Annotated in this window: 17 protein-coding genes; 6 read left to right on the forward strand and 11 right to left on the reverse strand. The window is 68.4% G+C overall.

Annotated features, from left to right (window positions below; all coding sequences use genetic code 11):
• The first annotated feature begins 428 nt into the window (after window positions 1-428).
• Window positions 429-2,051, forward strand: coding sequence for an NAD(P)/FAD-dependent oxidoreductase (locus tag AC1RQF_RS17475; RefSeq protein WP_273997267.1), 1,623 nt, complete (start codon window positions 429-431; stop codon window positions 2,049-2,051).
• A gap of 187 nt (window positions 2,052-2,238) precedes the next feature.
• Here the strand turns inward: AC1RQF_RS17475 and egtD are convergent, their stop codons facing one another.
• The 4 genes from egtD to AC1RQF_RS17495 form a co-directional block, all read right to left on the reverse strand.
• The gene (gene egtD, locus AC1RQF_RS17480; RefSeq protein ID WP_273998289.1) at window positions 2,239-3,249 is read right to left on the reverse strand and encodes an L-histidine N(alpha)-methyltransferase; all 1,011 of its coding nucleotides are present in this window, start codon (window positions 3,247-3,249) and stop codon (window positions 2,239-2,241) included.
• On the reverse strand, window positions 3,242-4,462 hold the full coding sequence (gene egtB / locus AC1RQF_RS17485) for an ergothioneine biosynthesis protein EgtB (RefSeq protein WP_273997268.1): 1,221 nt from the start codon (window positions 4,460-4,462) through the stop codon (window positions 3,242-3,244). The genes egtD and egtB overlap by 8 nt, the downstream gene beginning before the upstream one ends.
• A 409-nt stretch (window positions 4,463-4,871) precedes the next feature.
• Complete coding sequence (locus AC1RQF_RS17490) at window positions 4,872-6,851, reverse strand: acyltransferase family protein (protein WP_492872594.1); 1,980 nt, start codon at window positions 6,849-6,851, stop codon at window positions 4,872-4,874.
• A gap of 203 nt (window positions 6,852-7,054) precedes the next feature.
• The gene (locus tag AC1RQF_RS17495; RefSeq protein WP_273997270.1) at window positions 7,055-7,945 is read right to left on the reverse strand and encodes a prohibitin family protein; all 891 of its coding nucleotides are present in this window, start codon (window positions 7,943-7,945) and stop codon (window positions 7,055-7,057) included.
• 386 nt (window positions 7,946-8,331) lie between these two features.
• Between AC1RQF_RS17495 and AC1RQF_RS17500 the strand changes: the two genes are divergently transcribed.
• Window positions 8,332-8,694, forward strand: coding sequence for a hypothetical protein (locus AC1RQF_RS17500; RefSeq protein ID WP_273997271.1), 363 nt, complete (start codon window positions 8,332-8,334; stop codon window positions 8,692-8,694).
• 543 nt (window positions 8,695-9,237) lie between these two features.
• On the opposite strand, the gene AC1RQF_RS17505 is transcribed toward AC1RQF_RS17500, so the two are convergent.
• The 3 genes from AC1RQF_RS17505 to ispH all read right to left on the reverse strand — a co-directional run bounded on the left by AC1RQF_RS17505 (window position 9,238) and on the right by ispH (window position 11,880).
• Entirely contained in the window at window positions 9,238-9,591 is a 354-nt protein-coding gene (locus AC1RQF_RS17505) for a DOPA 4,5-dioxygenase family protein (RefSeq protein ID WP_273997273.1), read from the reverse strand.
• Between the two features lie 174 nt (window positions 9,592-9,765).
• Complete coding sequence (hpnH, locus tag AC1RQF_RS17510; RefSeq protein WP_273997274.1) at window positions 9,766-10,926, reverse strand: adenosyl-hopene transferase HpnH; 1,161 nt, start codon at window positions 10,924-10,926, stop codon at window positions 9,766-9,768.
• Window positions 10,927-10,938: 12 nt separating this feature from the next.
• Complete coding sequence (ispH, locus tag AC1RQF_RS17515) at window positions 10,939-11,880, reverse strand: 4-hydroxy-3-methylbut-2-enyl diphosphate reductase (protein WP_273997275.1); 942 nt, start codon at window positions 11,878-11,880, stop codon at window positions 10,939-10,941.
• A 360-nt stretch (window positions 11,881-12,240) separates the two neighbouring features.
• Here ispH and AC1RQF_RS17520 point away from each other — a divergent pair, with 360 nt between their 5' ends.
• Window positions 12,241-13,428 (forward strand): glycosyltransferase, encoded by a 1,188-nt coding sequence (locus AC1RQF_RS17520; RefSeq protein WP_273997276.1) that lies wholly within the window; start codon window positions 12,241-12,243, stop codon window positions 13,426-13,428.
• A gap of 34 nt (window positions 13,429-13,462) precedes the next feature.
• On the opposite strand, the gene AC1RQF_RS17525 is transcribed toward AC1RQF_RS17520, so the two are convergent.
• Both AC1RQF_RS17525 and hpnA read right to left on the reverse strand, forming a co-directional pair.
• Window positions 13,463-14,890 (reverse strand): hypothetical protein, encoded by a 1,428-nt coding sequence (locus AC1RQF_RS17525; protein WP_492872595.1) that lies wholly within the window; start codon window positions 14,888-14,890, stop codon window positions 13,463-13,465.
• A 104-nt stretch (window positions 14,891-14,994) separates the two neighbouring features.
• The gene (gene hpnA / locus AC1RQF_RS17530; protein ID WP_492872596.1) at window positions 14,995-16,005 is read right to left on the reverse strand and encodes a hopanoid-associated sugar epimerase; all 1,011 of its coding nucleotides are present in this window, start codon (window positions 16,003-16,005) and stop codon (window positions 14,995-14,997) included.
• 160 nt (window positions 16,006-16,165) lie between these two features.
• Here hpnA and AC1RQF_RS17535 point away from each other — a divergent pair, with 160 nt between their 5' ends.
• A complete protein-coding gene (locus AC1RQF_RS17535) occupies window positions 16,166-16,462 on the forward strand; it encodes an acylphosphatase (RefSeq protein WP_492872597.1) in 297 nt (98 codons plus the stop codon).
• Window positions 16,463-16,491: 29 nt separating this feature from the next.
• Window positions 16,492-17,370, forward strand: coding sequence for an EamA family transporter RarD (gene rarD, locus AC1RQF_RS17540; protein WP_273998290.1), 879 nt, complete (start codon window positions 16,492-16,494; stop codon window positions 17,368-17,370).
• 108 nt (window positions 17,371-17,478) lie between these two features.
• Here the strand turns inward: rarD and AC1RQF_RS17545 are convergent, their stop codons facing one another.
• Window positions 17,479-17,685, reverse strand: coding sequence for a hypothetical protein (locus tag AC1RQF_RS17545; RefSeq protein WP_273997281.1), 207 nt, complete (start codon window positions 17,683-17,685; stop codon window positions 17,479-17,481).
• A gap of 130 nt (window positions 17,686-17,815) precedes the next feature.
• Window positions 17,816-19,318 carry a peptide MFS transporter gene (locus tag AC1RQF_RS17550; RefSeq protein ID WP_273997282.1) on the reverse strand — a complete coding sequence of 501 codons (1,503 nt, stop codon included), beginning with the start codon at window positions 19,316-19,318 and terminating at the stop codon, window positions 17,816-17,818.
• 700 nt (window positions 19,319-20,018) lie between these two features.
• Between AC1RQF_RS17550 and AC1RQF_RS17555 the strand changes: the two genes are divergently transcribed.
• Complete coding sequence (locus AC1RQF_RS17555; RefSeq protein ID WP_252982212.1) at window positions 20,019-20,600, forward strand: cupin domain-containing protein; 582 nt, start codon at window positions 20,019-20,021, stop codon at window positions 20,598-20,600.
• The last annotated feature ends 113 nt before the right edge of the window (window positions 20,601-20,713 follow it).

A 20,713-nucleotide genomic window follows, 5' to 3' on the forward strand; every position in this document is an offset into this window, starting at 1 on the left:
CGCTTTCTTATAATCGCGGCACCACGGAAAGCGGGGCTGCGGGCGCAGCGCATCGCGCCTCCCTTTCCTCTGGCGGCCGGCCGTACGCTTGCGCGGCAGGGATATCGATGTGCTCCGCCGGCCCGTTCGGACAACCCGGGCGGTCAAGCCCGCATGGCGTGGTTCTCGCATGAACCACTCGCCGGTGCCGACATGACGAAGCACTTTTCGCTTCAAAATGGGTTGGAATCAGAAGAATATTCCCCGCACACGGCGCGCTGTATGCTCCGATATCCTGACGCGCCCGAGTGGTCGGGCCGGGTCGGTGCGCCGCCCCTCGTCGCGCTGTTCCCGCGATCAGAGAGGCCCACGTGGCGCCGCCGCCCGCATGCCGGCCTCCGCCTGTCTCAACACCGCCACGACGCCGTGGCGACCGCATTCCAGTACTCATGTTACGTCTAAGCGAAGTCAAACTCCCCCTCGATCACCCCGAAAGTGATCTCGAAGCCGCGATCCGGGCGCGCCTCGCGGACCTCGGCGTGGCGGCAGACGAACTCCTCCGCTATACGGTGTTCCGCCGTGCGCACGACGCCCGCAAGCGCGCCGACATCAAGCTGACGTATATCGTCGATGTCGAGGTCAAGAACGAAGCGGCCGCGCTCGAGCGGCTCGCCGGCAAGCCGCATTGCGGCGTGACGCCCGACATGGCGTACCGCTTCGTCGCGAAGGCGCCCGAGCATACCGAGGCCCTGCGCCCGGTCGTCATCGGCATGGGGCCGTGCGGGCTGTTCGCCGGGCTGATCCTCGCGCAGATGGGATTCCGCCCCATCATCCTCGAACGCGGCAAGGCCGTGCGCGAGCGCACCAAGGACACCTTCGGCCTGTGGCGCAAGGGCGTGCTCAATCCCGAATCCAACGTGCAGTTCGGCGAAGGCGGGGCCGGGACGTTCTCCGACGGCAAGCTGTACAGCCAGATCAAGGATCCTCACCACTATGGCCGCAAGGTGCTGGACGAATTCGTCAAGGCGGGTGCGCCGGACGACATCCTGTATCTGAGCCGGCCGCACATCGGCACGTTCCGCCTCGTCAGCATGGTGGAAAAAATGCGCGCGACCATCCACGAACTCGGTGGGGAAGTGCGCTTCGAGACCCGGGTCGACGACATCGAGATCGATCAGGGCAAGGTGCGCGCGCTCAAGCTCTCGAACGGGGAAACGCTGCGCTGCGACCACGTGGTGCTGGCGGTCGGCCACAGCGCGCGCGACACCTTCCAGATGCTGCACGATCGCGGCGTCTATATCGAAGCCAAGCCGTTCTCGCTGGGTTTCCGCATCGAACATCCGCAGGGGCTGATCGATCGCAGCCGCTTCGGCAAGTTCGCGGGCCACAAGCAGCTTGGCGCGGCCGACTACAAGGTAGTCCACCACTGCAGCAACGGCCGGGCCGTCTACAGCTTCTGCATGTGCCCCGGCGGCACGGTGGTCGCGGCGACCTCCGAGCCGGGCCGCGTGGTCACCAACGGCATGAGCCAGTACTCGCGGGCCGAGCGCAATGCGAATGCGGGCATCGTCGTCGGCATCACGCCGGAAGACTATCCGGGCGGCCCGCTCGCGGGCATCGCGTTCCAGCGCAAATGGGAAGAGCGCGCATTCGAACTCGGCGGCGGCGATTACTCGGCGCCCGGCCAGCTGGTCGGGGATTTCATCGCGGGCCGGCCGTCGACGTCGCTGGGTTCCGTGGCGCCGTCGTACAAGCCCGGCGTGCACCCGACCGATCTCAGCACCGCGCTCCCGGACTACGTGATCGAAGCGATCCGTGAAGCCCTGCCCGAGATCGACAAGAAGATCGCGGGCTTCGCGATGCACGACGCCGTGCTCACCGGCGTGGAGACGCGCACGTCGTCGCCGATCCGGGTTCGACGCAAGGACGACTATCAAAGCATGAACGTCGAAGGCCTGTATCCGGCCGGCGAAGGCGCGGGGTACGCGGGCGGCATCTATTCGGCCGCGATCGACGGCATCGAAGTCGCGCAGGCGGTGGCGCTCAATCTGACGTCGACGCGCGCATCCTGATGCGCCGGGCCTCGCTCGGCTCACGAAGGTTCGTGAGCCGGGTGGAGCCGGCTTTCGCGTGTCGGCCCGGGCGCGAGGCCGATGACCATCCAGGGCCGCTCCCGACCGGCCCGCCCCGATCCTCTCGGGCATTCCGTGGGGTGGCGCTTTTCACGAGGCGTCGCGCAACGCCACGCGCGTCACCCTTTCACGACAACGGCGTGTGCAAGGGCGTGTGCGGAGCCGGGCTGTCGAGCCAATGCACGCTGAACAGATGCGCGTCGTCGATCCAAACCGGCCCCGGCACGAACCCCGCCTCGCGCGCCAACGCATGAAATCCATCGATCGTGAACTTGTGCGAGTTCTCGGTGTGCAGCGTTTCGCCCTGCGCGAATCTGAAACGCCGGCCCGCGACCTGGACGGCCTGATCGCGGCGGCTCACGAGATGCATTTCGATCCGCTGCCGGATGCCATCGTAGAACGCGCGATGCGCCCACGCATCCAGCGCGAAATCCGCCGCCAGTTCAGCGTTCGCGCGCCGCAGCAGATTCAGGTTGAATGCGGCCGTCACGCCCGCCGCATCGTTGTAGGCGCGATGCAGGATGGCCGGGTCCTTCACCAGATCGACCCCGATCAACAACGCGCCGCCCGCGAGCAGCGCCGCCGCGTGACGTAGAAACGCCGTCGCCTCGGCAATCGAGAAATTGCCGATCGTCGACCCCAGGAAGCACCCGACGCGCCGTCCGTCCAGCTGCTCGAGCGGCCGCCACTGCGTCGGCTGCAGGTAATCGGCCACCACCGGCCTGACGTCGAGCGATGGGTAGGTCGCGCGCAACGTCAGCGCCTCGCGTGCAAGATGCTCGGCGGAAATATCCACCGGCAGATAAGCGCGCGGCGCGAGCCCCGCCGAGTTCAACGCGTCGAGCACGATGCGGATTTTCGCGAGCGAGCCCGCGCCGAACTCGATCAACTGCGCTTTTGCGCCGATCCGCGCCGCGATCTCGCCCGCATGCCGGCCGAGAATCGCGTATTCGGTACGCGTCGGATAATACTCGGGCAGCGCGCAGATCCGGTCGAACAGCGCGGACCCGGCCGCGTCGTAGAAATACTTCGGCGCGATGCTGCGCGGCGTGCGGCCGAGCCCTTCCAGCAGATCGCGGCCGAACGGGCTGGCGCGCATCGTATCGAACGCGTCGCGCGCGTCGAGGTCGTCAGGCATCCTTTGCAAGGCGTACTCCCGAGAACTGCCAGCGCGCTGCCGGCGGAAAGAAGTTGCGATAGGTCGGTCGCGCATGGCCGGACGGCGTCGCGACGCTGCCCCCGCGCAATACCTGCTGCCCGACCATGAACTTGCCGTTGTACTCGGCCGCGATGCCGGGCAGCGGCCGAAAGCCGGGATACGGCGCATAGGCGGAGCGCGTCCACTGCCATACACTGTCGCTGACCTGTGCGATGCCGGGCAGGATGCTCGCCGCCTCCCATTCGAATTCGGTCGGCAGGCGCGCCTGCGCCCATTCCGCATAAGCGGCGGCCTCATAGAAGCTCAGATGCGCGACCGGCGCCGTGCGATCGAGCGCGTGCGCGCCGCCGAGCCCGAACACGAGCCAATCGCCGCGCATGTCGCCCGGCTGCCAATAGAGCGGTGCGCGCCACGCTTCGCGCTGCACGGTCGCCCAGCCGTCGGACAGCCACAGCTCGGGGCGCGCATAGCCGTCGTCCGCGATGAAATCCGCGTATTCGCCGTTGGTGACGAGGCGGTTTCCGATCGAATAGGGCTGCAGCAGCACTGGATGGCGCGGCCGTTCATTATCGAAGGCGAACCCGCGCCCCGCATCGCCGACCTCGACCGCGCCGCCCGGGTGCGACAGCCAGCGCAGCGCGCCCGACGGCGCGACCGCGCGCGGCGCGGCGTGCGCGCGGTACGCGGGCAGCAGCGGATTGAGCGAGAACGCGTGCAGGATGTCGGTCAGGATCAACTCCTGGTGCTGCTGCTCGTGATGCAGGCCCAGCTCGATCTCGGCGGCGAACGCGCCGCGCGCGCCCTCCGGCGTGTCGTCCAGCAAACGCAGGAGCGCGGCGTCGACGTGCTCGCGGTAGCGTCGCACCTCGTCGAGCGACGGCCGCGACAGCAGCCCGCGCTGCGGACGCGCATGTCGCGGGCCGAGCGCTTCGTAATAGGAATTGAAAAGATAGGCGTAGTGCGCGTCGAACGGCGTGTAGCCGCGCGCGTGGCGTGCGAGCACGACGGTCTCGAAGAACCAGGTCGTGTGCGCGAGATGCCACTTGGTCGGGCTCGCGTCCGGCATGGACTGCAAGGCCTGATCCTCCGCGCTCAGCGGCGCGGCGAGCGCGGTGCTGTGCGTGCGCACATCCAGGAAGCGTCGGCGCAGGGCGTCGCCCGGCAGACGTGTCGGAGCTGCTCGTTCCGTCATCGGCTGTCATCCTGACTGGGGGGCCCGCTCGGCGCGCTCGCGGGCTGCGGCGACGCCTCCGTCGAGGCGTCGTCGGGCTTTCGGCGTGCGGCTCGCGGCGCGCACCGGTTCATCATAGGCGATGAACGCTCATCGCGTGATGACAACCCATGACAGTCGTCGCACGCGGGGCATGCCGTCGGGACGCGCGAAACCGGCTGGGCGTGAAGCCGGGCGGCGGGTCCGCGCCTGCGCACAACGCCGGGCGGATGTCGCGAACGCCGGTTTCGCGGGCTGACGTTTGACTTGCGGAAAATCGATGAGGTGGCGCGCGCCCGACGCGCGGGCGCGCGTCGGCGTGCATTGATATGACGTTTGAATGGGCTCACGGGCTCACGGGCTCACGCCGCGACCCGAGCCCGCGGCCCGCTCAGCGCGCGGCGGGCAGCCGCCGCGCGAGCGTGGCGGCCAACAGGTCCGCGCCCGCCGGCGTGAGGTGCGCGTCGTCGAAGGTGACGATCTTGCCGGGCTGGTCCGCCGACGCGTCGCCGCCGACGCGCGTCAGGCAGCCGCGCGCATCGCAGAACGCGTCGTAGCCGGACAGGTAGCGGATGCCGAGCGTCGCGGCGGTCGCGCGCGCCTCCTGGTCGATCGCGCGGACATCCGCTTCGAGGCCGAAGGTCGAGCGCTCCGGCAGCGGCGCATGTTCCGCGCGCCAGTAGCGCCAGTACACCTTCGGCAGCGAATCCTGCCAGCGCGGCACGGGTCCGATCAGCATGATGTCCTGCACGCCGGCGCGGCGGATGGCCGCGACGGTCGGCGCCAGGTTTGGCAACTGCTCGGGCAGCCAGCGGCCCGTCAGCACGACGGTGGCGGGATGCGCGGCGGCGAGCTGGCGCAGGATGCGCGCGTGGATGGCCGCGCAGCGCGGCGCGACCGCCTGCGCGCCGATCAGCGGAGGGCAGCCCGAGGCGGTGTATTGCGCGATCCGCATGCCGAGCACGTCGCGATGCTGCACGAGTCCCGGATACAGCGCGGCGGCGTGCGAGTCGCCCCACAGGAACAACAGGGGCGCGGCGCCGGCTTCCGTGCACGCGGGCGCGAACGGGCGATCATTGTCGGCGTCGCCTTCGAGGTAGCAGGCATGCCTGCGCCAATCGCGGTCGACATCGAGGTCGACGTCCTGCGCGAAACGCGTGACGGAATGCGACATCCGGAACGCGAGGCCGTCGCGCCGGTACGTGGTGTAGCCGGCGTAGGCGATGCCCGCCATCAGCACGACGAGCGCCGCGACCTTGAGCGGCGTGCGTGCGCGCCGGCGCAGCGGCTGCTCGATGAAGCGGTAGGTGAGCCAGGCGAGCGGCAAGCTGGCCAGCGCGAGCGCGGCGCGCAGCGTCCACGGCGGCGTCTCTCCCCACGTGATGCGCGCATAGGACAGCAGCGGCCAGTGATACAGATAGAGCGGGTAGCTGATGAGCCCGATCGATACCATCGCACGTTGCGACAGCAGGGTGCGGTTGATCCATGCCTGCGGGCCGGCGTCGATCAGCAGGCATGCACCGAGTGTCGGCAGCAGCGCCCACCAGCCCGGGAACGCCGCGTCCTTGTCGAGCACGCAGATCGACAGCGCGAGCAGCACGAGGCCCGCCGCGGATTTGCGGTTTGCCTGGGCGGACGATGCGCCGGGCGCGGCGTGATGGCGGATCGCCAGCATGCCGCCCATCATCAGTTCCCAGGCGCGGGTGAGCGGGGAGTAGAAGTCGGCCACCGGGTACAGCTTCACCGTCAGGACGTTGGCGAGGAACGACGCGAGGCCCGCGCCCGCGACGAGCAGCGCGATCGACATGCGCCGCCGCCAGGCGAGCCACAGCGCCATCGGCCAGAGCAGGTAGAACTGTTCCTCGACGCCGAGCGACCACAGGTGCAGCAGGGGCTTCAGCTCGGCCGAGGTGTCGAAGTAGCCGGCTTCCTGCCACTGCATGAGGTTGGCCACCGACAGCGCGCCGCCCATCAGGTGCTTGCCGAACGTCTTGAACTCGCTGTCGAGCAGGTTGAACCAGCCGAATGCGTAGCTCGCGAGGCCCATCAGCAGCAGCGCGGGGAACAGCCGCTTGACGCGCCGCGCGTAGAAGTCGCCGAACGAGAAGGTCCGCTGGTCCAGTTCGCGCAGCATCAGCGCGTGGATCAGGTAGCCGGAGATGACGAAGAAGAGGTCGACGCCGACGAAGCCGCCCCGCAACAGGCTCGGAAACGCATGGAACAGGACGACGGAGACGACGGCGACCGCACGCAGCCCGTCGATGTCGGGCCGGTAGGCGGGATGCCCGCCGCGTGCGTGGACGAGGGCCGCGGCCGGGCTTCGCGCCCCCTCCATCGGCACGACGACGCGTGAACCTTGAACTTGGTCCATCTGCTGATAACCCCGTAATGACGTTTTTGTTTTCTGCGAATCCGCGCACTATCGCGCGTGACTCAATAATCGAGCCCGGATTCTAGGGGCATTATTGAGATAAAACGAGCAATTGTTGCATCTCGGTTGACGGGCGCGATCTTCGGCGCGGGAGTGCGGGCGCGCCGCTGCGAACGCGGCCCGCCTGCGCCGGCCGCCGGCGCTTATTTGTTCGCGTCCGCCGAAAGACCGATGAAAGGCATGGGCGAGTGCGGCGACATGTAGGTCGGCAGTTTGCCGTCCCAGCGATTGATGGCCTGCAGGCGCAGATATTCGTCGCCGCCGTTGGTCTTGATCGCCTGGGCCTGGATCGCGATCGCCTTGGCCTCGCCTTCGGCCTGCGCGATCTTCTGGTCGGCTTCGAACTTGACGCGCTGCAGCTCGCGCTCGGCCTGTTCCGCCTTCTGGCTCGCGGTGACCTTGGCTTCGATCGCCTGGTCGAACGCTTCGCTGAACGCGAAGGCGGTGATGTTGATGTCCTGGATCACGAAGCCGTAGGGCTTGAGCTTCGCTTCGAGCGAGGCGAGGATGTCCTGCGACACGAGCTGCCGTTCGGTGACGAGCTGCTCGGCGGTGTAGCGCGAGACCACCGCCTTGAACACCTCGAACATCGCGGGCTGGACGTAGTCGGACTCGTAGGTCAGCGACGGCGCCATCGCGTAGAGCGCCCGCACGCGCGACGGGTCGACGCGATAGTTCATCGTGAGGTCGGTGTGCACGGATTGCAGATCCTTCGACGCCGCCTGGGCTTTCTCGACCCGCGCGACCGCGACGCCGACGAAGACTTCATGCACGTTCGACACCGGGCTGACCACATGCAGCCCCTCGGGCAGCGTGTCGGCCTCGATGTGGCCGAAGGTGGTGACGACGCCGTAGGTCGATTGCCGGACCTGCGTGAGCGACATGAACAGCAGCCCGGCCAGCGTGACGCCGACGAACGCGGCGATCCCGACGGACGGGCGCAGCTTCCTCGGGTTGGAGCGGGCGGCGAGGCCCGTGGTGAGCGCGACCGCGATGACGCCCGCGAAAATCACGATGAAGAGGATCTTGCCCATCTTGTGGTCCTTCTTATGGTCTCTCAGTGGTGTGTGTCCACCTCCGCGGCGTGGTACGCGCGGCGGCGTCGGCCAGTGTAGCGGAACGCGCGCCTTTTCTCATCGATCGTGGAAATTGTCTCGAATATCGGCAATGACCTATTGCGTGAGGTCACGGATGCCTATTTCCGACGTTTTGTTGAATGGGTTTAAAGCGACCGGCGGGCTCGCAGGCAAAGGCGTCGGCGCTGAATGGAGGGGATCGGAAGGGGGATTGGCGCATGCCGTTTTCGGTGCGACAACGTTGAATTGTGATTTCAAATATTCATTCGATTTGAGCGGCCCATTACGATGTTTTCAAGACATCGCGCCAGGGGGCGCGGTGGGACGTCATTCTGGAGGCCACGATGAAATCGCTCGTCCCCCTGCTCGCGCTGTCCGGCGCGCTCGCCGGGCTGCCCGCCGTCGCATTCGCGCAACCGGACGGCGGCGCGGGATCGTTCGGCTGGTGGGCGGCGCGCGCCGATACGGACCGGCAGCTGCTGCAGCTGCAGCGCGTCGGCTATCGCGCCACCTCGGCCGGCAACCAGCGCTATCCGCTCGACATGCAGCGCGCGCTCGCGCGCGTCCATCACCCGCAGCCGGACCGCTCAGCCGAAGCGCGCGCGGCGATGGAGGCGCGCGTCGCCGAGGATACGCAGTCCGGGCGTCCGGTGCGGGCGTTCTGCGTGAAGACCGCCTACTACCTGAAGGGCGAGAACACGTTCTGAGCGGGGCGGCGTGCGTCCGACGCGGCGTGCCCCGCACGGCTTAGGGAGGACGGGATGAAACACGGGAACAAGGGAAAGGGCCGCCGGCCCATGACGAAGGCGTGGCTGCTGCCGATGCCGCCCGCCCGGGTGCGGTCGATCTCCCTCAAATATCACCTGGCGCTCGTCGCGATGCGCGGCGGTCATGGCGATCTCGAGATGCTGCGGCGTTTGCAGACGGCCGTGTACCTGGTGTTCCTGCTCAGCGATCTGGCCGACGTGCCCGATGCGCAGATCGCGCTGTGCGTCGAGGCGGAGCGCGTGCTCGAACGCGCGGAGGCGCGCTGCGCGCTCGATGCGGCCGACAGCCCGGTGCTGGAACGCCTCGTCACGCTGCAGGACGATTACTTCGCGACCCTGCCGAGATATCGGCTGTCCGAACTGTGGCAGCACGTGTCGGCGTGCGCGACGAGCGGCGTGAAGCTGCCGGTCGCGGCGGCGCTGGCCGCGGCGGCGCGCGGCGGCCAGCGCCGCCTGACGCCAGCGGGCGCGGCCGTCTGCCCGCTAGTCGGTCAACCCGGCCAGATTCAACGTATACGAACGCCCGATCCAGGTCGCGCAGTCGCGATGGTCGCGCAGTTCGTCGCGGGTGTTCGGATGCAGGAAGATGTCGAGCGCGCCGTGATTCAGCACGAGCCACGGCACGATGGTGTCGAAGTGCTCGCGCCCGAACGCGAGCTGGTACGACCAGACCGGATGCGGGCCGACCGGCTGCTCGTGGAAGCGGCCGAGTTGCAGCCGCGCGCCGAACTGCTGGTCGACGACCTCGCGGAAGGCCCAGGCGGCATCGCGATGGGCGGCGTCGAAATAGACGTGCGCGTGCCAGCTTTCGATGGCGGCGGGATCGAGCAGGGACATGACGGTTCTCGGGCGGGAGGGATGCGCGGCATCGTGGTGCGCCGCGGATGAAACGAGGATAGTAGCGCGTGCGCGCGAGACGCGTGCGGCGCACCAGCAAAAAGGGCGTCACGGACCGAGTCCGTGACGCCCCTTGCGTCGGTCAGGCTGCACGGCGCGCGCGGCGCCGCGCGGTCAGGCCGCCGCGGCCGACTTGGTCGACTTCTGCAGCTTGCCCTTGCCGGCGCGCTGGATTTCCTCGAGCTTGATCTCGACGTGGCGCGAGAACACGTACTCGGCGGGGCGCTGATTGTCGATCGGGATATCCGGCGCGAACGCGCCTTCGGTCTTGATGCCCTTGCGGCTCACGGCGAACGCCTTCAGCGGATGCGCGATGGTATCCATCACCGCCGTCGCCTCGAAGCCGCAGTGGACCATGCAGTCCGCGCACTTCTCGTAGTTGCCGACGCCGTAGTTGTCCCAGTTGGTGTCTTCCATCAGTTCCTTGAAGGTCTTCACATAACCTTCGCCGACCAGATAGCACGGCTTCTGCCAGCCGAACACGGTGCGCGCGGGGTTGCCCCACGGCGTGCACTTGTAGGTCTGGTTGCCGGCCAGGAAGTCGAGGAACAGCGACGACTGGCTGAACGACCAGCGCTTGCCGCCGTCGCCGCGCTTCAGGATCTCGCGGAACAGGTTCTTGGTCTTGTCGCGGTTCAGGAAGTGCTGCTGATCCGGCGCGCGCTCGTACGCGTAGCCCGGCGACACCGTGATGCCGTCCACGCCGATCGGCTTGAGCGTGTCGAAGAACTTCGCGACGCGCTCGGGGATCGCGTCGTTGAACAGCGTGCAGTTGATGTTCACGCGGAAGCCGCGGCGCTTCGCTTCCCTGATCGCCGCGACCGCCTTCTCGTACACACCGTCCTGCGACACGGCGTGGTCGTGCATGTCCTTGTCGCCGTCGAGGTGGACCGACCAGACGAAGTACGGGCTCGGCTGGTAGTCGTCCATCTTCTTTTCCATCAGCAGCGCGTTCGTGCACAGGTACACGAACTTCTTGCGCTTCATGATGCCGCGGACGATCTCCGGCATTTCCTTGTGCAGCAGCGGTTCGCCGCCCGCGATCGAGACCACCGGCGCGTTGCACTCGTCGACGGCCTGCAGGCATTCCTCGACGGACAGGCGCTGGTTCAGGATGGGATCCGGATAGTCGATCTTGCCGCAGCCGTTGCAGGCGAGATTGCAGCGGAACAGCGGTTCGAGCATCAGCGCGAGCGGGTAGCGCTTGTTGCCGGAAAGGTGCTGGCGCACGATATAGGCGCCGACGCGGACTTGTTGGAGCAGCGGAATAGACAAGAGATGTCCTCCTTAGACTTCGCGGGCGACAGCTTGCAACAGCTTCGCCGGCAACTTGAATTCAACTTTTTCTTCCCGGCCCGCCATCGTGACGACGTCGACGGGACCCAGGGCGCGCAAGGCGCCGATCACATCCTCAACCATTTCCTCCGGCGCCGATGCGCCGGCCGTCAGGCCCACCGTGGTCGCGTTCGCGAACCATTCCGGGCGGATCTCGGAGCCGTCCGCGACGAGGTAGCTCGGCACGCCGCTTTCGGTGCCGATCTCGCGCAGGCGGTTCGAGTTCGAGCTGTTGGTCGCGCCGACCACGAGCAGCACCTCGACCTGCGCGCTCAGCTCGCGCACCGCCGCCTGGCGGTTTTGCGTCGCGTAGCAGATGTCGCGCGTGTCCGGGCCGACGATGTCGGTGAACTTGCGCGTCAGCGCCTCGATGATGCCCCGCGTGTCGTCGACCGACAGCGTGGTCTGCGTCACGTACGCGACCGGCGTGTCGACCGGCAGCGTCAGCCCGTCGACCTCGGCCTCGCTCTGGACGAGAACCACCTCGCCCGGAATCTGGCCGATCGTGCCCTCGACCTCCGGATGGCCGGCGTGGCCGATCAGGATCAGGCGGCGGCCGGCGGCCACGTACTGGCGGCCTTGCACGTGCACCTTGGTCACGAGCGGGCAGGTCGCGTCGAGCACGTCGAGGCCGCGGGCCTCGGCGTCGCGCTCGACGGTTTGGGCGACGCCGTGCGCGCTGAAGATCGCGACGGCGCCGTGCGGCACCTCGTCGAGTTCCTCGACGAACTGCGCCCCTTTATTTCTCAAGTTTTCCACGACGTGCCGGTTGTGGACAATTTCATGCCGCACATAGACCGGCGCGCCATGCTGTTGCAGCGCGCGATCGACGATCTCGATCGCGCGGACAACCCCCGCACAAAAGCCGCGGGGCTGGGCAAGGATGACTCGCATATTTGGGCGAACTCCGACGACAGACGCGGGGTTCGAGAGAGCCGTGCAGGCCGGCCCGATCGCCCCAACTTAGATGTTATGAATGCGGGAACGGAACCCGGCACCCCGAATTAATCGCGCATTTTAACCCTATCGGCCTTTGCGTGCTTTACCGTTCCTGACGATGTTGCAACCGGCACAACCCCGAGGCTCGGCGCCGGGCCGCGCGGAACCCAGTAAACTACGCGGTTTTGCAACCGTCCGCGCGGCGTCTGGGCGCGCGGACCCGAGGGCAGGCTTGATGGACGTCGATATTTACAAAACTTACAGCCGCGCGGCGACGCATGCCGCGCACCGCTCCCCGGCGGCGGGGGAACGCGCATGACGCTCGTGATCGTGTTCCTGCTGTCGTGCCTGTCGCTCGTGATCTGGCTCGTATTGTTGTTCGCGCGCGGCGGTTTCTGGCGCGCGCGTCCGGCGCGCCGCCTGCCGCCCGAGGCGCGCGGCGCGGCGGCCCGGGACGGCTGGCCGGCCGTGGCGGCCGTGGTGCCGGCCCGCAACGAGGCCGACGTGATCGCGGCGGCGGTCACCTCGCTGCTCGAACAGGATTATCCGGGGGCGTTCCACCTGATCGTCGTCGATGACCACAGCACCGACGGCACGGCCGACGCCGCGCGCGCGGCGGCGCTCGCCATCGGCCGCGCGGAGCGCCTGACGGTGCTGGGCGCGCAGCCGCTGCCGGCCGGCTGGTCGGGCAAGGTGTGGGCGCAGTCGCAGGGCATCGCGGCCGTGCGCACGCTCGGGCTGCCGGCCGACTACCTGCTGCTGACCGACGCCGACATCGGCCATCCGCCCGACGCCGTGGCCCAGCTCGTGACGCGCGCGCAGGCCGAGCAGCGCGATCTGGTGTCGCTGATGGTGCGGCTGCGCTGCGATTCGTTCTGGGAGAAGGCGCTGATTCCGGCGTTCGTGTTCTTCTTCGCGAAGCTGTATCCGTTCTCGTGGATCAACGATCCGCGCAATCGCACCGCCGGCGCGGCGGGCGGCTGCATGCTGGTGCGCCGCGCGGCGCTGGAGGAGGCGGGCGGGATCGAGTCGATCCGCGGCGCGCTGATCGACGATTGCAGCCTGGCCGCGCAGATCAAGCATCGCGGCGAGGGCCGGCATCCGATCCGGCTCGATCTCGCGGATCGCAGCGTGTCGCTGCGCCCGTACGACAGCTGGCGCGACATCTGGAACATGATCGCGCGCACCGCGTTCACGCAGCTGCGCTATTCGCCGCTGATGCTCGTGGGGACGCTGTTCGGGATGGCCGTCATCTACCTGCTGCCGCCGGTTGCCGCGCTCGCCTACGGCGCGCGCGCCTGGCCGGCGTGGCTCGCGTGGGCGTCGATGTGCACCGCGTATGCGCCGATGCTCGGCTATTACCGCCGTTCGCCGCTGTGGGCGCCGGCGCTGCCGCTCGTCGCGCTGTTCTATGTGGGCGCGACCTTCGCGTCCGCCGTGCGCTACTGGCGCGGCAAGGGCGGCCAGTGGAAGGCGCGCGTGCAGGCGCCGGTGGAGCGCTGAACGCGCGGGGCGGCAGGGCCGCCCCGCCGTCCGCTCACTTCTGCGTGAGCAGCATGTAGAGCTGGATCACCACATCAGGCGAGAACGTGAACGGCACCCAGCCGTAGCCCGTGTGCCGCGCGATCAGCAGGCGGTCGCCGTTCGACTGCTTCTGCACCGCCATCATCGGATTCTTCGTCGACACGAAACGCCAGCCGGACGGCACGCCCGCCGGCTGTTCGACGCTCATCGACGCACGCGCGTGCGACAACTCCTCGATCAACTGGCTCAACTGCGCCGGGTGCAGCGATACGGCATGGTGGTGGATCGTTAAAGTGAGCTCATCCTGGGTGGGGCGATTGACCCGCAGCGTCGGGCGCTCGTCCGTCTCGGCCGGTTGCTCGGCGTGGGATCGGGCGAGCGTCGGCGCGGCGTCGCGGTCGGCGGCGGCCTGCGCGGCGAGCGTTTCGGCGGCCGACTTGTCGGCGGCGGCTTGCGTGCGCGCCGTTTCGGCGAGGTCGCGATCGGCCGCGGCCTGGGCCGCGGCGGCCTCGGCCGAGGCGCGGTCGGCGGCGGCTTGCGCCGCGAGCATTTCCGCCGCCGCGCGATCTGCGGCGGCTTGCGCGGCCAGCAGTTCGGCGCCGGTGTGTTGAGAGGCGTCGGCGGCGGCGCGGGCGTCGGCGTTTTGCGCGGCCAGCGCTTCGGCCACCGCGTGTTCGTTCGCGCGTTGGGCGGCTTCGGCGGCGGCGCGATCGTCGGCGGCCTGCGCGGCGAGCGCCTCGGTTGCGGCACGTTCGTCGGCGAGTTGCGCGGTGGCGGCTTCGGCGGCGGCGCGATCGTTGGCGGCCTGTGCGGCGAGCGCCTCGGCTGCCGCGCGTTCGTCGGCGAGTTGCGCGGTGGCGGCGTCGGCGGCGGCGCGGTCGTTGGCGGCCTGCGCGGCGAGCGCCTCGGCTGCCGCTCGCGCGTCGGCGAGCTGCGCGGCGGCGGCTTCGGCCGTGGTGCGAGCGTCGGCAGCTTGGGTGGTCAGCGCTTCGGCGGCGGCACGATCGTTGGCGGCCCGCGCGGCGAGCGCCTCGGTTGCCGCGCGTTCTTCGGCGAGCCGCGCGGAGGCGGCGTCGGCGGCGGCGCGATCGTTGGCGGCCCGCGCGGCGAGCGCCTCGGCTGCCGCGCGTTCTTCGGTGAGCCGCGCGGTGGCGGCTTCGGCCGCCGCGCGCTCCTCGGCGGCCTGCGCCGCCAGCATCTCGGCGTGCGAGCGATCGGTGACGGCCCGCGCCGCGGCCGCTTCGGCAGCGGCCTGCACCGCCTCGGCCTGCTCGGCGAGCGCTTGGGCCGCAGCCTTGTCGGCGCTCGCCAGTTCATGAGCGGCCTGGGTCGAGACGGCGGCGTCGTTGGCCGCCCGCGCGGCGCGCGCGACGTTGCGCGCGGTATGGATGAGCTGATCGATGCCGCCATCGAGCGCATCGATCTGTTCGTTCAGGTTCATGCGGTATTTCTCTACGTAAGACCGGGGATTTTACCCGTTGCGTCCCGGCGGGCAGACGATTGCGTGTAACAAAATGCGCATCGCGCGAGCCGCCCGGGCAGGCGTCACGCGTTCAGGTAGCCCGCTTCGCGGAACCACGCGAGCGCATCCTCGAGACCCTGCCGGTACGGCCGCGCGCGGTAGCCCAGCTCGCGTTCCGCCTTCGCCGATGTGAAGTACATCTTGTTCTTCGACATCCTCAGACCATCGATCGTGACGAACGGTTCGCGCTTCGTCACCTTCGCGACCAGTTCCGCGCCCGCCGCGAGCGGATACAGCGGCCAGCGCGGCAGCGCGATCGTCGGCGGCTTGCGGCCGGTGAGCTGCGCGATGTCCGCGAGCATCGTCTGCAGCGGCAGGTTCTCGCCGCCGAGGATGTAGCGCTCGCCGATCCGGCCGCGCTCGAGCGCGAGAAAATGACCGTGCGCGACGTCGTCGACGTGCACGAGGTTCAGCCCGGTATCGACGAACGCGGGAATCTTGCCGAGCGCGGCCTCGACGATGATGCGGCCGGTCGGCGTCGGCTTCACGTCGCGCGGGCCGATCGGCGTCGACGGGTTGACGATCACGGCGGGCAGCCCGTCTTCCGCGATCATCTTCTCGACCGCGCGTTCGGCAAGCACCTTGCTGCGCTTGTAGACGCCGATCGCCTGGTCGGCCGCGAGCGGCGCGGTCTCATCCGAGGCGTGCCCGGACGGGGTGACCTTCAGCGTCGCGACGCTGCTCGTGTAGACGATCCGCTCGACCCCTTCCGCGCGCGCCGCGCGCATCGTCGCGAGCGCGCCCTCCAGGTTCGCGCGTTCGATCTCGCCCGGATCGGGCGCCCACAGCCGGTAGTCGGCGGCGACGTGCAGCAGGTAGCGCACGCCGCGCAGCGCGCGGCGCATCGACGCCTCGTCGCGCATGTCGCCCGTGACGATCTCGGCGTCGAGGTCCGCGAGGTTGGTGCGCGGGCTCGTCGCGCGCACCAGCACGCGCACCGCGTAGCCCTTCTCGCGCGCGATGCGCGCGACGGCGGAGCCCACGAAACCGGATGCGCCGGTGACCAGAACGAGATCGCGTGGTGTATCAGTCATGCCTGTCCTCATGGCGGCGCGGCCCGGGGCCGCGCCGCGGTTGCGTGTCGGACGGGATTGTACGTGCTTGTGCGGGTTTGCCCCGGGGCGCCGTGCCTACGGGATGCACGCGGCGCGACTACAATGCCGGGCTTGGATGATATCGGTACAGGGGAAGACGATGGGCAGCAACGATCTGGACGAACGGATCGAGACATATTACGTACGGGTGCGCGGCATCGTGCAGGGCGTCGGATTCCGTCACGCCACGGTGCGCGAGGCGCATGCGCTGAAGTTGCGCGGCTGGGTGTCGAACCTCGAGGACGGTTCGGTCGAGGCGATGATCCAGGGCCCCGCGCCGCAGATCGATCGCATGCTCGCCTGGCTGCGGCACGGGCCGCCCGCCGCGCGCGTGACCGAGGTCAGCTTCGAGGAACGGCCCACCGGCCGGCGCTTCGAACGCTTCCAGCAGCAGTGAGCGCCGTTCTGCCGGAATCGTCGGGCGCCATGCGCGGCGTCGCGCTGTCGGTGGCCGCATCCGCGCTGTTCGCGCTGCTGTCGGGCTATGCGCAGCTGCTCGCGCCGCTGACGGGCCTCGACATCTTCGCGTGGCGCGTCATCTGGACCGTGCCCGGCGCGCTCGCGCTCGTCGCGCTGCGTGGCAATGGGCCCGCGCTCGGCGCGCTGGCGGCGCGCCTGCGCACCGAGCCGCACACCGCGCTGATGCTGGTCGCGGGCGCGGCGCTCCTGGGCGTGCAGCTGTGGCTCTTCTTGTGGGCGCCGCTGCACGGCCGGATGCTCGACGTCTCGCTCGGCTACTTCCTGTTGCCGCTGACCATGGTGCTGGTCGGGCGGTTCCATTACCACGAGCGGCTCGCCGGCCTGCAGTGGCTCGCGGTCGCGTGCGCGGCGGCGGGCGTCGCGCACGAGCTGTGGACGACGCGCGCGTTCGCATGGCCGACCCTGGTGGTCGCGCTCGGCTATCCGCCGTACTTCATGTTGCGCCGGCGCATCCAGGCCGATTCGCTCGCGCTGTTCGCGGGCGAGATGCTCCTGCTGTTGCCGATCGCGGTGGCGACGCTCGCCGCGAGCCCGACGCACGTTGCCGCGCATCCGGCGCTGTGGCTGCTGTTGCCCGGGCTCGGCGCGCTCAGCACGATCGCGCTCGCGAGCTACCTGAAGGCGAGCCGCCTGCTGCCGATGACGCTGTTCGGCATCCTCGGTTATGTCGAGCCGATCCTGCTGGTCGTGGTCGCGGTGCTGTTCCTCGGCGAGCCGCTCACGTCCGCGCGGCTCGCGACCTATGGGCCGATCTGGCTCGCGGTCGCGCTGACCGCGTGGCACGGCGCGGCGCATCTGCGGCGGCGCGGTCGCGTCGCGCGCTGACGATGCGTCGACAGGCGGCCGGGCGTCGGGGCAAACCCGGACGCCGGGGCGGGGCAGACACAAGGAGAACGATGCGCCCGTGCGGGCGGCGCGTGACGACGGACGCCGTCAGTGAGGTGAGCTGATACGGGAGCGGATCGTGAGTGCGGCGTCGTCGAAACGTTGCGCGTCCGCGTCGTCCGGATCGGGCTCCGAGGGCTCGGCCAGCACCGCGTCGGCTTCGGCCGATGCGGCGGCGGCGCGTAGCGCGGTGCACCGCTGCGCATGCCGGATGTCCGACAGAATGCGCAGCAGCCGCGTGGTTCTGTTTTTCATCGTGGTTCCCCTCGTCGTGGTGCGTCGTGGTCCGATGGACTCTATGCATCCAGTGTAGGACGGGTGCGCACATTTGGCAGCGGAATGGCGCGCGACGAGGGAATTCACTGAACAGGGAAATTACTGAGCGTTACTGCGGCGCGGCCTGCGCGTTGCGCTGTTCGTTCACGCAGCGATGATGCTCGTGCGACAGCCGGCGCATCAGCGGCAGCAGCAGAAGCGAGACGCCCATGCCGCCCGCGGCGAGCCAGCCGAGCCACATGAACAGGTTCGTGTACAGCGGCAGCGACGCGCTGGCCGGCAGGTCGTGCGACGGCATCTGCGCGAAGTTCGCGATCACGCTGCCCAGATACTGGGACACGCCGGTCGCGACGAAGTACGCACCCATCATGAAGCCGCTCATGCGGGCCGGCACGTAGCGCGCGATCATCGCGAGGCCGAGGCCGCTGACCAGCAGCTCGCCGAGCGAGTAAAGCCCGTAGCCCCACACCATGAACCACGACGACACCCGCCCGTCGACCGCGAAGCGGCCGCTGATCGAGAACACCAGGTAGCCGATCGCGACCGAGCCGAAGCCCACCGCGTATTTCACCGCGACCGGAATGTCGTGGCCCGCTTTCGAGAAGCGGTTGTAGAGGATCACGAGCAGCGGGCTCAGCAGCATGATCCAGATCGGATTCAGCGCCTGGAATTGCGCGGCGCTCCACGTAAACAGCGTCGTGCCGAACAGGATGAAGCGCGGATCGACATTGCGCAGCGCGAACAGCGTGAGCGAGGTCGACATCTGCACGTAGAAGATGAAGAACAGGATCACCTGGGCGATCAGCACCAGCGCGGCGATCAGGCCCGCGCGCTCCGAGCTGTCCGATTTCGCGATCATGTACGCGAAGATCGCGAGGATCGCGAACGCCGCGGTCCACACGCTCGCGACCGCGAGCGCCTTGTGTTCGAGCACGTACATCGTGATCAGCGCGAGCGCCGCGCCGCCGGCGACGACCGCGATCGCGCGCCGCCAGTGCACCGGCTCCGCGTCGGGCGGCGAGCCGATGTCCGCGAGCGTGCGGTGCATGAGCACGAAGTTCAGGATCGCGAGCAGCATGCCGGCGCTGCACACCGCGAAGGCCGCGTGCCAGCCCCAGTGGTCCTTGATCCACGGCGTCGCGAGAATCGAGGTGGTCGATCCGATGTTGACCGCCATGTAGTAGATCGTGAACGCGCTGTCGATGCGGCTGTCGTCGCCTTCGTAGATGCGGCGCACGAGGTTCGCGGCGTTGGCCTTGAACAGCCCGTTGCCGACCACGATCACGCCGAGCGAGCCGTACAGGTAGGCAAGATGTTCGTTCGGCATCGCGAGCATCAGGTAGCCGACGCACAGCACGACCGCGCCGACGATCATCGTGCGGCGCGTGCCGAGCACCTTGTCGCCGATCCAGCCGCCGATCGACGGCGACGCGTAGACGAGCGCGGTGAACGCGCCCCAGGTCAGGTTCGCATGGCTGTCGGTGAAGCCGAGCTGGTTGACCATGAACAGGACGAGCAGGGCCGCCATCCCGTAGTAACCGAAACGCTCCCACATTTCGATCAGGAAGACCGTCGTAAACGATCGTGTCTGCGAGACACGTGCTGTATTCATCATGGACCTCTGTTTGAACGGGGGGCCGGCGCGCGCGGGCGCGGCCTGCCTTGAATGATGCGCCGATGCGCCGATGTGCTGATGCGCCGGTCCCGGGTGCGGGACGCGCGCCGGGGCGGGCGGAATGGACGAGCCGCTAGGTGCGCGGCGGATCGGCGTGGCCGTGGGCGCGCCGCTGCGTGGGCGCTGCCGCCGGCGGGACGGCGGCGGTAGGGGGGCGCGCGGCGCGCGCCGGTCGAGCAAGTACGGTCATTTCAGTGCGACTGCGGGGGCGCCGGGTCGCGGCGCGCCATCGGCCCGCGCGCGCCGCGGACAGGCCGCGCGTGCGGATCGGTAGAACAGGAACCGACCCCTGGCATGAATAAGGGGTCGCGGAACGGCCGCGATTCTCGCGGCGAGTGGCGAATTCGTCACTCAGGGTATTCCCGGAAATCCAGCGGGTTTTCCCCAGTGGCGATGTCGTCAGACGATTGAGCCTGTTGGGCCGGCCGCCCTCCGCCAAAACCCTCGAAGCCTCACCGTGGCTGCCTGTGAAGGTTTTGAGTCTGGCAAGATAGCGCGTTGCCGCCAGTATGGCCTGGCGGTCTTGGCCCGGTTTTCATCTTGATGACATCAATCAGCAAGACGAAGACTAAGCCATATTCATCAAACTTAGTTATTTTCCATCAAACAATTTTTGACGATCAGATTTCGGCCTGCTATGGTTCCTCCCACTGAAAACACGCGGCCTGCCAATGCGGCAATTGCGCTTGGCGGCAAGATCCGGGCGTTGCGACAGCGCTTGAAGCGCACGCTCGACGAAACGGCCACGGCCGCGGGTATTTCCAAGCCGTTCCTGTCGCAGGTCGAGCGCGGTCTGGCATCGCCGTCCATCACGTCGTTGGCCGGCATTGCCCATGCGCTGGGCGTCACGGTGCAGTATTTCGTCGAGACGCCCAGTGAAGAGCGCTCGGTTTGCCGCGGCGATCAGCTGCGCTTTTTCAGTTTTGCCGATTCGGCCAATCTGTTTGCGCGCCTGACCAACGTGCCGGAAGGACGTCAGCTCGAGGCGATTCTCGTGCGGATGCCGCCGGGCCAGAAGCGGTCGGAGGTGACGACGCATGCAGGCGAGGAATTCCTGTATGTGATCGACGGAGAAGTGTCGCTGACGCTGGAAGGCAAGACCTTCGTCCTGCACGCCGGTGACAGCGCGCATTATCAGTCGACCGTCCCCCATAGCTGGGTCAACACTGCGAAAATCGAATCAGTGGTAGTCTGGGTCGGGACGCCGAGGTTGTTCTAATGCGTGGGGATTCCTCATTTCGTTTTCGAATGGAATGCCCATCGAAAGAAATGTAAGGAATACTAAAATGACGAGACATCAGCATCAGGGGCCGCCTCCGTCGTTGCAGCCCT

The organism is Burkholderia sp. GW821-FHT14F03, assembly GCF_058803765.1.

Bases quoted from the DNA above. Each gene is read 5' to 3' on its own strand.
- AC1RQF_RS17475 (WP_273997267.1), top strand. From the start codon at position 429: ATGTTACGTCTAAGCGAAGTCAAACTCCCCCTCGATCACCCCGAAAGT.
- egtD (WP_273998289.1), bottom strand. From the start codon at position 3,249: ATGCCTGACGACCTCGACGCGCGCGACGCGTTCGATACGATGCGCGCC.
- egtB (WP_273997268.1), bottom strand. From the start codon at position 4,462: ATGACGGAACGAGCAGCTCCGACACGTCTGCCGGGCGACGCCCTGCGC.
- AC1RQF_RS17490 (WP_492872594.1), bottom strand. From the start codon at position 6,851: ATGGACCAAGTTCAAGGTTCACGCGTCGTCGTGCCGATGGAGGGGGCG.
- AC1RQF_RS17495 (WP_273997270.1), bottom strand. From the start codon at position 7,945: ATGGGCAAGATCCTCTTCATCGTGATTTTCGCGGGCGTCATCGCGGTC.
- AC1RQF_RS17500 (WP_273997271.1), top strand. From the start codon at position 8,332: ATGAAATCGCTCGTCCCCCTGCTCGCGCTGTCCGGCGCGCTCGCCGGG.
- AC1RQF_RS17505 (WP_273997273.1), bottom strand. From the start codon at position 9,591: ATGTCCCTGCTCGATCCCGCCGCCATCGAAAGCTGGCACGCGCACGTC.
- ispH (WP_273997275.1), bottom strand. From the start codon at position 11,880: ATGCGAGTCATCCTTGCCCAGCCCCGCGGCTTTTGTGCGGGGGTTGTC.
- AC1RQF_RS17520 (WP_273997276.1), top strand. From the start codon at position 12,241: ATGACGCTCGTGATCGTGTTCCTGCTGTCGTGCCTGTCGCTCGTGATC.
- AC1RQF_RS17525 (WP_492872595.1), bottom strand. From the start codon at position 14,890: ATGAACCTGAACGAACAGATCGATGCGCTCGATGGCGGCATCGATCAG.
- hpnA (WP_492872596.1), bottom strand. From the start codon at position 16,005: ATGACTGATACACCACGCGATCTCGTTCTGGTCACCGGCGCATCCGGT.
- AC1RQF_RS17535 (WP_492872597.1), top strand. From the start codon at position 16,166: ATGGGCAGCAACGATCTGGACGAACGGATCGAGACATATTACGTACGG.
- rarD (WP_273998290.1), top strand. From the start codon at position 16,492: ATGCGCGGCGTCGCGCTGTCGGTGGCCGCATCCGCGCTGTTCGCGCTG.
- AC1RQF_RS17545 (WP_273997281.1), bottom strand. From the start codon at position 17,685: ATGAAAAACAGAACCACGCGGCTGCTGCGCATTCTGTCGGACATCCGG.
- AC1RQF_RS17550 (WP_273997282.1), bottom strand. From the start codon at position 19,318: ATGAATACAGCACGTGTCTCGCAGACACGATCGTTTACGACGGTCTTC.
- AC1RQF_RS17555 (WP_252982212.1), top strand. From the start codon at position 20,019: ATGGTTCCTCCCACTGAAAACACGCGGCCTGCCAATGCGGCAATTGCG.